Annotated in this window: 9 protein-coding genes; 1 reads left to right on the forward strand and 8 read right to left on the reverse strand. The window is 64.9% G+C overall.

Annotated elements, in window-relative coordinates; genetic code table 11:
* Positions 1-18 precede the first annotated feature (18 nt).
* The 3 genes from J0J06_RS12440 to J0J06_RS12450 all read right to left on the reverse strand — a co-directional run bounded on the left by J0J06_RS12440 (position 19) and on the right by J0J06_RS12450 (position 3,837).
* The gene (locus J0J06_RS12440; protein ID WP_294042371.1) at positions 19-2,349 is read right to left on the reverse strand and encodes a TonB-dependent receptor; all 2,331 of its coding nucleotides are present in this window, start codon (positions 2,347-2,349) and stop codon (positions 19-21) included.
* Positions 2,315-3,265 (reverse strand): FecR domain-containing protein, encoded by a 951-nt coding sequence (locus tag J0J06_RS12445; protein ID WP_294042373.1) that lies wholly within the window; start codon positions 3,263-3,265, stop codon positions 2,315-2,317. The genes J0J06_RS12440 and J0J06_RS12445 overlap by 35 nt, the downstream gene beginning before the upstream one ends.
* Positions 3,266-3,339: 74 nt before the next feature.
* A complete protein-coding gene (locus J0J06_RS12450; protein ID WP_294042524.1) occupies positions 3,340-3,837 on the reverse strand; it encodes an RNA polymerase sigma factor in 498 nt (165 codons plus the stop codon).
* A 179-nt stretch (positions 3,838-4,016) separates the two neighbouring features.
* On the opposite strand from J0J06_RS12450, the gene J0J06_RS12455 reads away from it, so the two are divergent.
* Positions 4,017-5,177 carry a glycosyltransferase gene (locus J0J06_RS12455; RefSeq protein WP_294042375.1) on the forward strand — a complete coding sequence of 387 codons (1,161 nt, stop codon included), beginning with the start codon at positions 4,017-4,019 and terminating at the stop codon, positions 5,175-5,177.
* Between the two features lie 96 nt (positions 5,178-5,273).
* Here the strand turns inward: J0J06_RS12455 and hemN are convergent, their stop codons facing one another.
* The 5 genes from hemN to J0J06_RS12480 form a co-directional block, all read right to left on the reverse strand.
* Entirely contained in the window at positions 5,274-6,617 is a 1,344-nt protein-coding gene (gene hemN, locus J0J06_RS12460) for an oxygen-independent coproporphyrinogen III oxidase (protein ID WP_294042377.1), read from the reverse strand.
* Between the two features lie 215 nt (positions 6,618-6,832).
* Complete coding sequence (locus J0J06_RS12465; RefSeq protein ID WP_294042379.1) at positions 6,833-7,759, reverse strand: LysR substrate-binding domain-containing protein; 927 nt, start codon at positions 7,757-7,759, stop codon at positions 6,833-6,835.
* 3 nt (positions 7,760-7,762) lie between these two features.
* On the reverse strand, positions 7,763-9,610 hold the full coding sequence (locus J0J06_RS12470; protein ID WP_294042381.1) for a CocE/NonD family hydrolase: 1,848 nt from the start codon (positions 9,608-9,610) through the stop codon (positions 7,763-7,765).
* A 2-nt stretch (positions 9,611-9,612) separates the two neighbouring features.
* On the reverse strand, positions 9,613-11,013 hold the full coding sequence (locus J0J06_RS12475) for a hypothetical protein (RefSeq protein WP_294042383.1): 1,401 nt from the start codon (positions 11,011-11,013) through the stop codon (positions 9,613-9,615).
* Positions 11,014-11,042: 29 nt separating this feature from the next.
* Entirely contained in the window at positions 11,043-13,904 is a 2,862-nt protein-coding gene (locus J0J06_RS12480; protein ID WP_294042385.1) for a TonB-dependent receptor, read from the reverse strand.
* Positions 13,905-13,992: the final 88 nt, after the last annotated feature.

Below are 13,992 nucleotides of genomic sequence, written 5' to 3' on the forward strand. Positions count from 1 at the left end.
AGGTTCATTGAAATAAAATTAGAAGCGTCGCGATACCGAGAGACTGTATGTCCGCGGCCGGAGCGGGGTGTATTGGCGGACCACGCCCACGGAAAACGGGTTTCCGAAGGCGAACGTGTCGGCGCGACCATCGAGCAGATTGTCGATGTCGAACCGGACGACCAGGCCGTCGCGATCGGCCGCTATGCCGGCCCTGGCCACAACGTAGTCCGGCACCCGGCGATCAAGCCCGGCATCGAAGCTCAGACGCGACGCCCCGACCAGATCGGCGGCGATTTGGGGCGTGATGCGCCAGCCGCCGACCGCGATGTCGCGGCTGAGCCGGACGCGTCCCGTTATGTCCGGCACAACCGGCAGGCGGCGGTCGGGCGGTAGATCGGTCCCGTCGGTTGCGCTCACCAGACGCGGGCGCTGCCATGTGAAGCCCGCCTTCATTCGCCAGCCGCCGCGCCGCCAGTCGGCGGACGCTTCGACGCCGACGTTCGTTGCCTTGCCGGCGTTACGCGTCGCGATCAGCCCGGTGGGTTCCAGATAGTCGGACTGAATGTCCTGCCAGTTCGATGCGAAAAAACCGCCGTCGAGAGACAGTCTTCCGCGATCCAGCCTGAGGCGCGTGCCGATGTCGATACTGGTCAGTTGGTCGGCGTCATAACGGCCGGTGGCTGGATTGGTCGGGTCGATGCCACCCGGCCGGAAAGCGGTTCCCACGCGGACATAGACTGAACGATCCGGCGTGAACTGGTACGAAAGCGACGCGCTGGGCGTGACGCCGATCAGCGATTTGCTGCGGGCGGATTGGCTGATCTGTTCCAGCCGCTCGTCGTCGGTCGTGGAGCGGAAAAGCCGGATACCCGCAGCTAGCCGCCATTGCGGTGACAGGTCGACCGAGCCATCGGCAAACAGGGCCGCTTCGGTCACGATACGGTGCAAGGCGAAAAAAGGGAAAGCCGGTTGGCCACCGCTCGAAATGTCGCCCGTCGCCCGCGTGACGGCTGCGAGGTACGACGCCCCGACCAACCAAGACAGGTTGGCGTCCGAGGATGAGGACAGCCGCACCTCCTGGTCGAGCAGATGATAGACGCGGTAATCGCGATAGCTGGCCGGACCGGTTACGCCGAGCGCGGCCGCCGACGCCGTGGCGTCGAACAGGTCGTCCTGATCCTGCCAGGTGTAACTTGTCGCCGCCGTCAGTTGCAGCGAGCCGACCGGCCCGGTGACGGTGGCTTGCGCCATACGGACCCGCGATGCGCGCGGTTCCAGGATCGAAAGATCGCGCGTGAGATCCCGGGCGGCGCGATCGACATATTGGCTGTCACGCACACCGATCGATTGGAACAGCCCGGACAAGTCGATCGTCCAGCCATCGGCCGGCGCGATCCTCAGCATCGCGCGACCGCCATACGTGATCGAGCGGTTCAGGTTGCGCGACCCGTCCGCATCGTTGATCCATCCGCCATCTGCGGCTGCATAAGCGAGGAAGCGAACAGCAACGAGATCGTTGACGAGCGGAAGATTGAGCACCGCTTCGCCTTCGCCGCCAAGGCCCCCCCTCGACACGGCGGAGAATCCGAAACCGCCACCGCCGCTCGTGACCCCCAACACCGGCCGATTAGTGACGATCCGGTAGACGCCGCCCAGTGCCCCGGTGCCGTAGAGTGGACCTTGCGGACCCTTGAGTACTTCGACTCGCGCGACGTCGACCAGGCGGAGTCCCGGGTCGGGGGCGTCATACGTAACGCGACCGTCATCGATCTGCACGCTGACGGTCGACTGGCTGAAGCCGTTGAACGGACTGTCGGCGATACCGCGAATGAACAGCCGATCGCGGCCCGGCCCTAAATTGGTGAGCGCCAGCCCGTCGGTGTCATTCGCCACCGAATGACTGTCCTTGCGTACGCCTGGACCATCTTTCTCTTCGGGTTGATAAACCGCTACCGGCGCGGCGATCTTGGACAGCTCCTCGCTCTGCTTGCGTGCGGTGATGACAATATCCGGCCCAGCCTCGGCCTCCGGATCGGCTTTGGGCTGGCCCGCACTCGATGACGGATGTTTGCGCCGGACGATGCGATAGGTCGTTGCGCCCACCCGGATCGCGCGCAGGTCGCTGGCGCGCAGCATGCGGTCGAGGGCCTCGCGTGCCGACATGCGCCCCTGAACCGCAGCCGATCGCTCCCGGGGGATCGGCCCGTCGGTCGCCACCGATATGCCGGTCTGCGCCGAGAGGGTCGCCAGCGCATCGGCCAGATCGATTGCACCGATATTTACTTGATAGACGGTGTCCCGCGCCAGAGCAGCCTGCGGGCAAAGCGCGACGCTAGCGGCCAGCGCCACCGTCGAGACGTATCGCATCGCCTTCCGATCGCTTTCGCAGGTTCGCCAATTCACACAGCGCGTCGATCATCGCATCGGCGCTTCCGGTTGCCAGTATCCCGGAGAAACGCTGCTTGGCAATGCGGGGATCGACGACGATGCTCTTGCCCGAGTATCGGGCGATGTCGGCGGCGATCAGGCCGAGGGGAACGTCGTCATAGGTTAGACGGCCAGTTCTCCAGCCGCCCGGCGTTGCCCGCCTTATCGCCGTCAGGGCCGGGGCGGATCGTGAGTCCGTCGCGGTCAGAACCTGGCCCGCAGGGACTTCGACTTCGCCCCCGGCATTGAGCGAACGGACGGCAACCCGTCCTTCCGTCACCGCCACGCGCAACATGCCGCCGCTTGCCGAGACTTCGAAGCGGGTGCCGACATCGCGGATGGAATAGTCACCGACGCGAATCTCGATCGGCCGGGCCGGGTCATGACGGATGTCGAACCTCGCGCTGCCGTTCAACACCAGGGGATCGCGCGAGGCGCCCGACACCTTCAGCATGCTGCCAGGTGACAGGGTGGTGCTGGAGCCGTCGGCGAGTTGAACGTCGCGAACCTGTCCCTGCGCAGTACGATAGATCGTCGGGGCCGGGATCGGGTTGCCCGGCATAAACGCGATGCCGATCGCCGCGACTGCAGCCGCCGCCGTTCCGGCCAGCGCCCAGCCGATCGCTCGGCGAGGACGGAGCGTCCGGATTGGAGGTTCGGTCCCCAACGCATGACGAAGCACCGGGAGGGCTGCGTCGATCCGGGCGTCGAGCAGGGCGATGGCATCATAGGCGGGCCGGTGACGCGGGTCTGCTTCGAGCCAGCGCGTGAACCCGTCCCAGTCCATGGCGTCGTCGTACTGCATCGCATGCCAGCGCGCCGCAGCCTCGTCGATGTCGTCCACATCTTCGCTCATACCGCATCCCCCGGCGCGCCTGCCCCGGCGAGCCGTCCCTGTTCGCTGTTATGACGCAGTGAGATCGCCATACCTCAGTCCGCCATCGCTCGACGAAGATGCGCCATGGCGACGGCAATATGCTTTTCGACGCCGCTACGGCTGATTCCCAGCCGCGCCGCGATGTCGGCATGCGACAGTCCGTCGATCTTGTGGAGGCGGAACACCTGACCCGCTTTTTCCGGCAATGCGGCGATCGCAGAGGCCAGCGCTGCGGCATCTTCTCGCGCCAACATCGCGGCTTCGGCGTTCGGGCTCAAGTCCACCGGCTCGATGAATGCCCGATCGCGCAGCGAATCCGCCCATTCCCGGTCGCGCCGCTGGCGGGAGGTTCGTGAGCGGACCACATCGAGCGCCAGGTTCTGCGCGGCGCGATACAGATAGGCGCGCGGATTGGCGATGGGTCCGCTGTCCCCGGCATTCGCCCGTATCCATAGTTCCTGAAGCGCGTCGTCCGCCTCCGCAGCGTCGCCGAGCCGGGCGATGAGGAAGCGGCGCAGTTCTTCGCGGAACTCGGCATAAGCGCCGGTCAGTCCGGAAAGCTGGTCGTGAACGGCGCGTCATCCCGGCAGGTCAAGTGGCCGGATCCTGTGCCTTCCCAACGAGCCGAGTGCAATAGTTTGGCGGGTGGTGCGCTGGACAGGCTGCGGTTTCCGGCAAGCATTCCGTCCTGATGACAATGGCCGTGAGCGCCGCAGTTGTGAGGTCGCGAATGAGAATAGTCGACGTCTGCGCTTTCTACACGCCCGCTGGCGGCGGTGTGAAAACCTATATCGACCGTAAGTTGGCGGCAGCGCCCCTGCTCGGCCATGAAGCCGTCGTTATCGCGCCGGGGGAAGCCGACTCGGTAACCCAAATGGGAAAGGGCGCGATCCTGGTCACGATTGCGTCGCCGCGGTTTCCGCTGGACCGCCGCTATCGCTATTTCGCCGACGAGAAGAAGCTTCACCAAACCTTGGCGGCGTGGCGCCCGGATTTTGTCGAGGTATCGTCGCCATGGTCGAGCGCTTCGATGGTCGGCCGCTGGCAAGGCAGCGCGCCACGTTCGTTGGTAATGCATTGTGATCCCTTGTCGGCCTATGCCTATCGATGGTTCGGCGCCGTGGCTGGCATCGCCACGATCGATCGCGGGTTCGACCGGTTCTGGCGGCATCTACGTCAGCTTGATGCGCAGTTCGACGCCGTCATCTGCGCGAGCGATCAACTTACGGAGCGGCTGCGAGCGGGCGGCGTCGGCGGCGCGCGAACGATCAGAATGGGCGTTCAACCCGGCTTGTTCTCGCCGCGTCGACGCGACCCTGCGCTGCGTCGTCAATTGCTCGATCTGTGTGGGCTGGGTGCCGATGCAACGCTCCTGCTCGGGGTCGGCAGATACTCGCCGGAAAAGCGCTGGAAGATGGTGATTGAAGCCACGCTCGCCGCCAGCGCAACGTCAGCGGTCGGCCTCGTACTGATCGGCGATGGCAGGGCGCGGGGGGCGTTGACCGCGGCAACCCGCGGGTCGCCCCATATCGTGGTCGGCGAACCGGTCCGTGAGCGCACCGCGCTCGCCACGGTGCTGGCGAGCGGCGACGCGCTTGTACATGGCTGTGAAGCCGAAACCTTCTGCATGGTCGCCGCCGAGGCCCGCGCGAGCGGCCTGCCGATAATCGTTCCCGACCGAGGCGGCGCGGCCGACCATGCAGATGACGCATTGTCAGTCAGGTATCGCGCCACCGATCCTGACGACTTGCGTCGCGCAATTTCGACATTCCCTCACCGAGACGACCGCTCAGATCGGCACCACCCGTCGATACGGACGATCGACGACCATTTCCGCGAACTTTTCGACGCCTATTGCGACACGGCCGACCTGGGCCTTCTTGCCGCGTGACGACGGTGGTGAACGGGGTGGAGGGTGCCGACAGACCAGGCGGCAGTCCTCTGGAACTGCGGCTGATCTGCTCCCGCCACCGACATCCCCATTGGTCTATATGGCCGCGCTGAAGCGTTCGGCGGACGGCGTCCGGTAGCGATCAAACGCCGAGGCGGCGATCCGCGCATAGGGTGCCCCCTCGGTAGTGATGGAAAGGCCAGTATCATGGCATGATACGAGGCCGCGCTCAGCCAGCGGCGTGAGCACTGTCGCGGCATCGGCCATCATTTGTCGAGCATCCGCTGGCGTCCAGCCAAGAGCGGTCAAATCGACGCTGCGGGTACACAGCAGCCGCTCGATAATTTGCCCGCGGCGTTGGTCGTCGTTGGACCGTAGCTTGCCGCGGGTCGTGGCAAAGCGACCGTTGCCAACGCGCATGCGGTATTGCCCGACATGTTTCTCGGATTGGACGATCAGGTCGGGAAACGAACTGATGGCCGATGCCCCCAAACCGATCACCGTTTGGCAATTATCGTCCGTGAAGCCCTGGAAGTTTCTTCTGAGATTCCCGCTAGCGGCGGCGAGGGCGAGGTTGTCGTCGGGACGCGCATAGTGATCGAAGCCGACGGCCTGAAGGCCGGCTTCCTCCCAGAGATCGCGCGACAAAATACTTTGCCAGAACCGCGCCTCGGCGTCGGGCAGCTGGCGCTCGTCTATCATGCGCTGCCGTGGCAGCATGCGCGGCAAGTGTGCGTAACCGAACATGGCGACCCGGTCCGGGGCCAAGCCCTTTGCCAGGGAGACCGTCCGCGCGATCGAGTCGAGCGTTTGCCCCGGCAGCCCGTACATCAGGTCGAGGTTGATGTGTGCGATACCGGCTTTGCGCAGCTCGGCGACCTGCTGTGCGACCAGGCGATACGGTTGCAGGCGGTTGATCCTGGCCTGAACGCCAAGGTCAAAGGTTTGAGCACCCAAGCTGACGCGCCGGATGCCGGACCGCGAAAGTGCCCGGCAAAATTCGACGTTCAGATGACGGGGATCGAGTTCAGCCGCCCATTCGGCGTCGTGGTCGATCGTGAAGTTGCGCCGAATCGCGACGACCAGGCGCTCGAACTGGCGCGGCGTCAGCGCGTTGGGACTGCCGCCGCCAAAGTGCACATGTTTTACCCGCGCGCCGACACTGGCGGCCACAAGCGCAATTTCCGCGATCAGCGCATCCACGTAGATTTCAAGCCGCGACGTGCGGCCCGCCGCGCCCGTGTTGCAACCGCAATACCAGCAAATCTGGTGGCAATAGGGGATATGCAAATACAGCGAGACGTGGTCGGCAGCGGACAGCCGGTGGAGCGCGGCGGCATACTGATCGGGGCCGACCTGGCCGCTGAACTCTACAGCGGTCGGATAGCTGGTATATCGCGGTACCGCGAGCGCAGCGAGGTCTGCATGAAATACGGTCATCCTGCGCAGCCTCTTCTCCAACGCGACCCCAGGGCCGAGGCGCATTTGGGCAAGGTTACCGAAGCTTAGGGCGGTGGGTATCCGTAAAGCTACGCACCTGCCGCGGATCACCGCCAAATAACGCGAACTCGCTCCGATATGCTTTCCTTTAAAGGGCGATCGAGGGCGAAGCGGTTGTGTCCGTTAGTGTGATGATGTCCTGCTCAATCCTGCCCCTACGCCAGCCGCTGGCGCGATAATGCCTTTCGAGCCTCCTCGGCAAAGGCAGCCACCAACCGGGATCTCTGTGCGCTGACCGCAGTGACAATCCCGTACTGATGGACGATCGGCGGTTCGAAGCTTCGCATGACCAAGCCCTCGCGTACATAACTTCGCGCGAGCAGTGTGTTGACGATGGCGATACCCACGCCGCGCGAGGCCAGTGCGCAAGCGGAGCCGTGTGTATGGGTCTCGATCGCAACGGTCGGGCGCAGATTATATCCGGCGAACGCCTGATCAACCTGAATGCGCCACTGCCGGCCTGATCCGAGCAGGATCAGTGGCGCTGCATTGAGCAGGTCGGGCGTGAGAACGTCGTGCCTGGCAAGGGGATGGTCGGCGCGTAGGGCGCAGCCCGACCCGCTCGACACCAGGGGCTCGCAATGCAGTTCGTCGCTCGCGACCGGCATTTTCATGAACCCGCAATCGACCACGCGAGTCGCGATCAGCGCCTTACTCGTTTCCAGGCTGCGCGAATCGAGATTGAAGCGCACGCCCGGATGATTGCGCAGAAAGCTCGCCACAATATCCGGCAGGACGCCGTCGGCGAAGCTCGGCGGCGCCACGACGCTGAGTTCGCCCGCGGTCGAATTGGCGATGTCGCTGGCGAGGTTCGATACCCGCTGCAATCCGGCGAGCGCGAATTCGACTTCCTCGGCGAGCAACAAGCCGTCCTTGGTCGGAACCAGCTTGCCGCGATCGCGATAGAATAGTTCGAATCCGATCGCGCGCTCGATCTGTGCCAGCGTGCGGCTCACCCCCGGCTGCGTCATGCCAAGGTTCGCTGCGGCAGCGGTGGCCGATCCCGTGCGCATCACCTCGGCCAGCGTTTCGAGTGCGCGCACCCCCAGCGCGGACAGCGGCCTGCCGTCCCTCGGCCTCATGCGTCAGCCTTTCGCGTCAGGAACGACCGGCAGTAGGACATGCGAGGGATGATCGCGATCGACATGGATGTTGTTGTGCGCGATTTGCGGCGGGGCTTCGGGCACTCGCCAGTCGCTGTTCGGGTTGATGTCGAAATGCGGGAAGTTGCTGCTCGACACCTCGACCCGGATCCGGTGGCCGGCGCGGAACAGGTTGCTGGTCGGGAAGCTGCGGATGGCGATGGCATAGATGCGATGCGGCTCCATCGGCTGCGGATCCTCGAACGACTGCCGGAACCGTGCGCGCAGGATGCCATGCGCCAGGTTCATCGCATAGCCCTGAGGATAATCATCGCTGGCCGGATAGACATCGACCAGCTTGATGGTGAAATCGGTGTCGACAGCCGAGGAACTGACGTGAAGATTGGCGACGATCGAGCCGGTCAGTTCGACATCCGCCGTCAGCGGCGCGGTCTCGAACACCAGCACGTCGGGTCGGTCGGCCAGCGCGCGTCCCGGATGGCGCGCACCGAACAGGCCTGCGGTTTCGCGCTGGTCGTATGCGCCGGCGAACATTACGGGCGCGCCCGATGCGATCGCGCCGCCGATTGTCGGCACCGGATCGGCTGGGTCGAAATCATAGCCGCACGGCGGCGCGCCAGCGGAGGGCGGCGCTTCGTCCAGGCTGCCGTCGCCGTGGAGGTAGAGCCTGGTTTGCCGGGTGCGAGCGAGCGGCCATTCCTGTTCGTCGCGCCAGCGCCCGCCATGGTCGAGCCGCCCGTCGGCGTTGCGCCGCCCGCTACCCCCACCCATCACAAACAAGCGGACCGGCGACGGGAGGGGATCGACGACGTCTTGCCGCCCGAGCATATGGCGGTCGAACCAGTCGCGGCGAAGGGCGAAATAATCGCCGCCGACATGCCCATCGAGCGGGGCCTGGTCGCCGAAATCGACATCGCCGGCATAGGTTACTGACCGCTGCCCGTGCGTCCACGGCCCCAGCACCAGCTTGACCGGCCCGCGCTTTATCGGAGCAAGGCCGGTGTAATTGTCGATCGCGGTTTGCGAATAGGGATCGAACCAGCTCGACATATGGACCATCGGCACGTCGGCATAACCGGCGTAGCGATCGAGCGCGTAGATGCCGAGCTGCTTCCAAAAATCGGTCAGCCGGTCATTGTCCCATTGTTCGACGACATAGGATTCGTATTCGGGCGCGGCGGCGAGTGGGGAATTGCCGATCCGCCAGCGTCGGCCGATCCACTCCTCGACAGGCTCGGCGAGGAGTGCCGCACGCCGCGCCGGATCTGCGGCTGTCTCCGGCGAGAGCAAGGCATGCTTCCGCGCCCAGGTCAGCTGCTTGAGTTCGAACGCGCCGCCTTGTCGCGCGCCGCCGTGATAGGCGCTCGAAAAGCCACCTGAATCGAGGAACATCGCCGCCAGACCCGGAGGGTTCAGGCACGCCAGCGCGCTCTGCACATGCGCGCCATAGGACAGGCCGAGCGTGCCGACCCGACCGTCGCACCATGCCTGGCGACACAGCCAAGCCAAGGTGTCGACGCCGTCCTCCGCCTCGTTCAGATATTTGGTAAAGCTGCCCTCGGAGCGGAACCGGCCGCGGCAATCCTGCAGGACATAGGCATAGCCCTGGTCGGCGAACCATCGCGCGATCTCCGGCTTGCTCCGCACGCGCTGATCGGCGCGGGTGAAGTCGCCGTGATTGTCGCCACGCTTGTCGTACGGCGTGCGCTCGAGCAGCACCGGAAACGGTCCCGTCCCGGCCGGCAGGTAGAGGTCGGTCGCCAGATGCACGCCGTCGCGCATCCGCACCATAACGTCGGCGGTTTCCTCTGTTCGCGCGGCGGTCGCCACCGTCAATATCCGATCATCACCGCGACCATCAGCGCCGCGACCGAGAGCAGGGTGAACAGAGCGAACAGCGGCAGCGCGAAACGGAACCAGCGGCCATAGGGAATTTCCGCCGCGGCGAGATAGGCGAGCAGCATGCCCGATGTCGGCGCGAGCATATTGACCAGCCCGTTTCCGAGCAGGAAGGCGAGCACGGTCGTCTGGCCCGACACGCCCGCCGACGCGGCGATCGGCCCCAGCACCGGGATGCTGAGCGCCGCCTTGGCCGAGGTTGACGGGATCAGCAATGTCAGGAACATCTCCACAACCATCACGATGGGCGCAACGATCACCGGAGGAAGGCCGTGGATCTGCTGCGACACCGCTTCGATGATGGTGTCGAGTATCTGTCCGTCGCGCAGGATCACCTCGACCGCGCGGCCCATGCCGACGAGGAGGGCCGCGAGCATCATCGTCTTCATGCCCTCGACGAACAGGTGCGCGCCGGCGGCGGGGCGTATCTTGCCCGTGAGCACGATCGCCGCCGCGGCCGCCACGAACAAGGCGGTGAACTCGGTATCGTCCCAGTCCCACGACAAGGATCCCACGACGAGCAGCGCGAGCGTCCCTGCGCCGATCAGCAGGACGGCGAGATGCCGCGGCGACAGGTGCTGGTGCTCGATCGCCTCAGGCTGCCCGACCAGCCGCCCTTCGCGCAGCACGAACAGCATGGCGATGGCGAGAAACCCGACCCAGATGGCGAAGCGCAGGCCCAGCCCGCTGAAAACGGGCACGTTGACGATCGGCTGCGCGATCAGCAGCGCGACCGGGCTGGTCACCGACGCGAGGTAGCCGACCTTTGCGGCGAGCGTGACAATCGCGAAGCCGAACATCCGGCTACGACCGAGACTCTCGGCGAGCGCGATGATGACCGGGATCAACAACAGATACTCGGAGATCATGCCCAGGAACGTGCTGCCCGCCGAAAAGGCCAGCATCAGCACCGGCACCAGCACGATCGGCCGGCCGCCGCTCAGCTCGATCAGGCGGCGGATGCCGGCATCGATCGCGCCGGTCGATCGCATCACCCCGAACATTCCCCCGAGCGCGAGGATCATAAAGATCAGCGGTGCCGATTTCTTGAGCCCGGCCGGAATCGCGGTGACGATCGCCGCCGGACTGACCGGGCGCGCCGTGCCCTTGGTTGCCTCCCCCGGGATCAGCGCGTCCGCCGTAATCGGCTTGGGCAGCTCACGATAGGTGCCGGCGATGACTGGCGCGTTCTCCTTGTCCGATACGCGGCGATGCTCGCCCGATGGGATGATCCACGTCAGCAATATGGCCAACGCCATCGCTGCCAGCATCATCATCACCGGGTCCAGCCCACCATGCCGGCGGCGACCCGCGGCACCCGCCGGATCGTTCATCCCCTGTGCTCCAGCCCGCGCCCGGCGCGTTACATCTTCACCGAGAAGCGAGCGTAGAGGAACCGGCCACGCGCGTCATAGGTGTAAATATCGTAGTTGATCGGCGCGTTGGCATAGGAGGCCGGCGGCTGGGTATCGAACAAATTGTTGGCGCCGATGCCGAAGCGGTAGCGGCCGTCCGCGACGTTGAACCCGACTTCGGCGTCGACATAGGTGACCGATTTGGTGCGGTTGTCCTTCACGGCGTTCGCAACATCCGTGCTGGGGCCGATATAGCGAGCGCGCAGCACCGCGTTCGCCGCCTCGCCGTCCCAGCTGAGCGACGTCTGTCCCTTCCATCGCGGATAGGTCGATCGCGGCTGGTCGCCCTTGCCGGCGCGATTATCGACGATCGTGCCGCTGCTGGTGGGATCAGGTGATACGGTGCGGAACGAACCGAGATACGAGGCATCGACCACCGCGGCGAACCGCCCGACCGATGTCGGGAATTCGTAGCGCAGCGTCGCATCGACACCGTCGGTCTTGATCGAATTGAGGTTCTGCGATCCCTGGAGCAAGTTGATCACCGCCCCGGTTGACGCGTCGCGCTTCACCAGGTCGCAGAACACGCCCGCACGCAACGCGCAGAGGTTCAGAATCTGCGTCGCGGACTGCGCGGCGATCGCGTTCTTGATCTTGATGTTGTAATAATCGACCGTCAGCGACAGCCCGCGTGCTGGGGTCAGCGCGATGCCCGCGCTGATGCTGTCCGACGTTTCCGGCTTCAGGTTGCGATTGCCGCTGATCACGCCCGGGATCAGGCCATTGAGGTTATAGTTGATCTGGTTGTAGCCGGCGGGCACCCCCGCGCAGCCTGGCTTGGCCGAATTGGCCGTCGCACCGCCATTGCATGGATCGGTGCCCTGGAAACTGGTTTGGCGCGAGCCCTGATAGAGTTCGAGGATCGAGGGTGCGCGGAAACCCTGCGCATAAGTCCCGCGCAGCAACACCCCGGCGATCGGACGGTATCCGACGCCGCCCTTGAACGTCGCCTTGCCGCCCACCGTGGAATAGCGCGAATAGCGCCCGGCCAGGCTGACATCGAGCGCCTTGCCGACCGGCGAATCCTTGAGCAGCGGGATCGACAGCTCGCCATAAAATTCGTGCAGGTCATAGCTGCCGGTCGTCGCGGTCCGCGTCTGCGCGGTGGTCTTGGCGTAAAGCGATGCGTCCAGATAGGTCGGCGCAGCATTGGCGATCGCGTCGGGACGATCGGTGCCCTGGTTGCGGCGATATTCGTACCCGACCGCGAGCGCCACATCGCCTGCCGGCAGCGTAAACAGCGTGCCGGTCGCGTTGACCGTCGCGTTCCATAGCTGGGTGAAATTCGATTCGATCGTTGTCGCGCGAATATAGGCGGCCTGTTGCGCCGTCATCGGCCCGAACAGGTTGACCGGGACGCAGCCCGCATTGGCGGCGCAGGTCGCCGGATTGCCCAGCGCCAGAAACAGGTTGTCGTAGTTGATGCCGTTCAGCGCACGGGACGAAATATAGTCCTTCGCGTAGCTCGCGAACGCATCCCAGTGCCAGCGATTGCCGAACAGCCGGAAGCTGCCGTCGAAACCGGCCGCGATCCGCCAGGTCTGCACGTCCTGGATATTGTCGCGATTGCCGACGTCGGTCATCACCTTGCGGACACGCCAGGCGGTGTTCGCCGCGAAGGTCAGCGCGTTGGCGGCGGGCACGCCGTTGGCGGTGCCGAACGGGTTGAACGGCTGGTTATTGGGAATCGCGAAACCGCGCACGGTCCCGGCGGTGCCGCCTATGTCGAGCAGGACGGGCGAGAAGAGCTGGTCCGACTTGCGATCGTTGTACAGGCCCTCAATCTTGAACTTCAGATTGTCGCTGATCTCGTAATCGAAGCGACCGTAAATGCCGTAGCGCTTGGACGGGCCGGTCGAATAGATGCCCTGAGCCTGCGTGTTGTAGAAATCGCCCGGCAGCGATGCGACGTGGAAGCTGTTGTCCGCCAGCGCTCCCGCGCCATAGAGCGTATTTGCGCCGTTCAGTGCGATTGGCGATGCGCTGCTGGCAAAGCCCGCCGCGGTTCCGAAATAGGCGTTATTGGCGAGGCCGGGCAGGATATAGAGGCCTGCCGGACTGGTGCCCGGCGCCGTCACCGGCACCAGCGAGGTGGTTGTCAGCGCACGCGCGTCGGTACGGATTGCGGTCGATTGGAAATAGCTGCCCGACAGGATGATCGAAGCGCGGCCGAAGCGCTTGCCGACGTTGAGGATCGCCGAATATTCGGCGCCATCGCCCTTGTCGGTCGTCCCCATCTTGCCCGATGCGCGAATACCGTCGAACGGTTGTATCGTCTTGATGTTGACCACGCCGGCAATCGCATCGGCGCCATAGATTGCGGATGCGCCGTCCTTCAGCACCTCGATCCCGTCGATCATACCCATCGGAATGGTGTTGAGATCGACGAAATCGCGAAAGCCGCGCTGTCCGACCGCATCGACCCAGCGATGCCCATTGACCAACACCAGCACGCGGTTGCCGCTGCCTTCGCCGCCGCCGAGATAGCGCAGGTTGATCGACGACGCGCCGTAGGAAGTACCCTGCGTGCCGTTGGAGTTGAGGCTGACGCCTGCCGAAGGGAGTTTCTGTAGCAGGTCACCGACCGAGCTCGTGCCCGACTTGGCGATGTCCGCCGCGGTGATCGTCAGCAATGGACCGACCGTGTCGGCGTCGCGTCGCTGAATGCGCGAACCCGTGATGATAATGTCGCCCTGCGGCGCGGCATCGGCATCGGCGGGCACTGCAGGAGTCGCCGGCGCGTCCTGCGCCTGCGCGGGCGTGGCAGTCGCGGCCATGGCGATCGCGGCCAGGCTCGCGCCCAGCATCATTGCCCGACAATTAGCGGCAACGCGCCCCGAAGCACCCCGTTCGATCATGTCTTCCCCCTGCTTATCCCGAATCGCGCAAAGCCTATCC

The sequence above is a fragment of the Sphingomonas sp. genome (assembly GCF_017304615.1).
Taxonomy (GTDB): Bacteria; Pseudomonadota; Alphaproteobacteria; order Sphingomonadales; family Sphingomonadaceae; genus Sphingomonas.

Bases quoted from the DNA above. Each gene is read 5' to 3' on its own strand.
- J0J06_RS12440 (WP_294042371.1), bottom strand. From the start codon at position 2,349: ATGCGATACGTCTCGACGGTGGCGCTGGCCGCTAGCGTCGCGCTTTGC.
- hemN (WP_294042377.1), bottom strand. From the start codon at position 6,617: ATGACCGTATTTCATGCAGACCTCGCTGCGCTCGCGGTACCGCGATAT.
- J0J06_RS12475 (WP_294042383.1), bottom strand. From the start codon at position 11,013: ATGAACGATCCGGCGGGTGCCGCGGGTCGCCGCCGGCATGGTGGGCTG.
- J0J06_RS12480 (WP_294042385.1), bottom strand. From the start codon at position 13,904: ATGATGCTGGGCGCGAGCCTGGCCGCGATCGCCATGGCCGCGACTGCC.
- J0J06_RS12465 (WP_294042379.1), bottom strand. From the start codon at position 7,759: ATGAGGCCGAGGGACGGCAGGCCGCTGTCCGCGCTGGGGGTGCGCGCA.
- J0J06_RS12445 (WP_294042373.1), bottom strand. From the start codon at position 3,265: ATGAGCGAAGATGTGGACGACATCGACGAGGCTGCGGCGCGCTGGCAT.
- J0J06_RS12455 (WP_294042375.1), top strand. From the start codon at position 4,017: ATGAGAATAGTCGACGTCTGCGCTTTCTACACGCCCGCTGGCGGCGGT.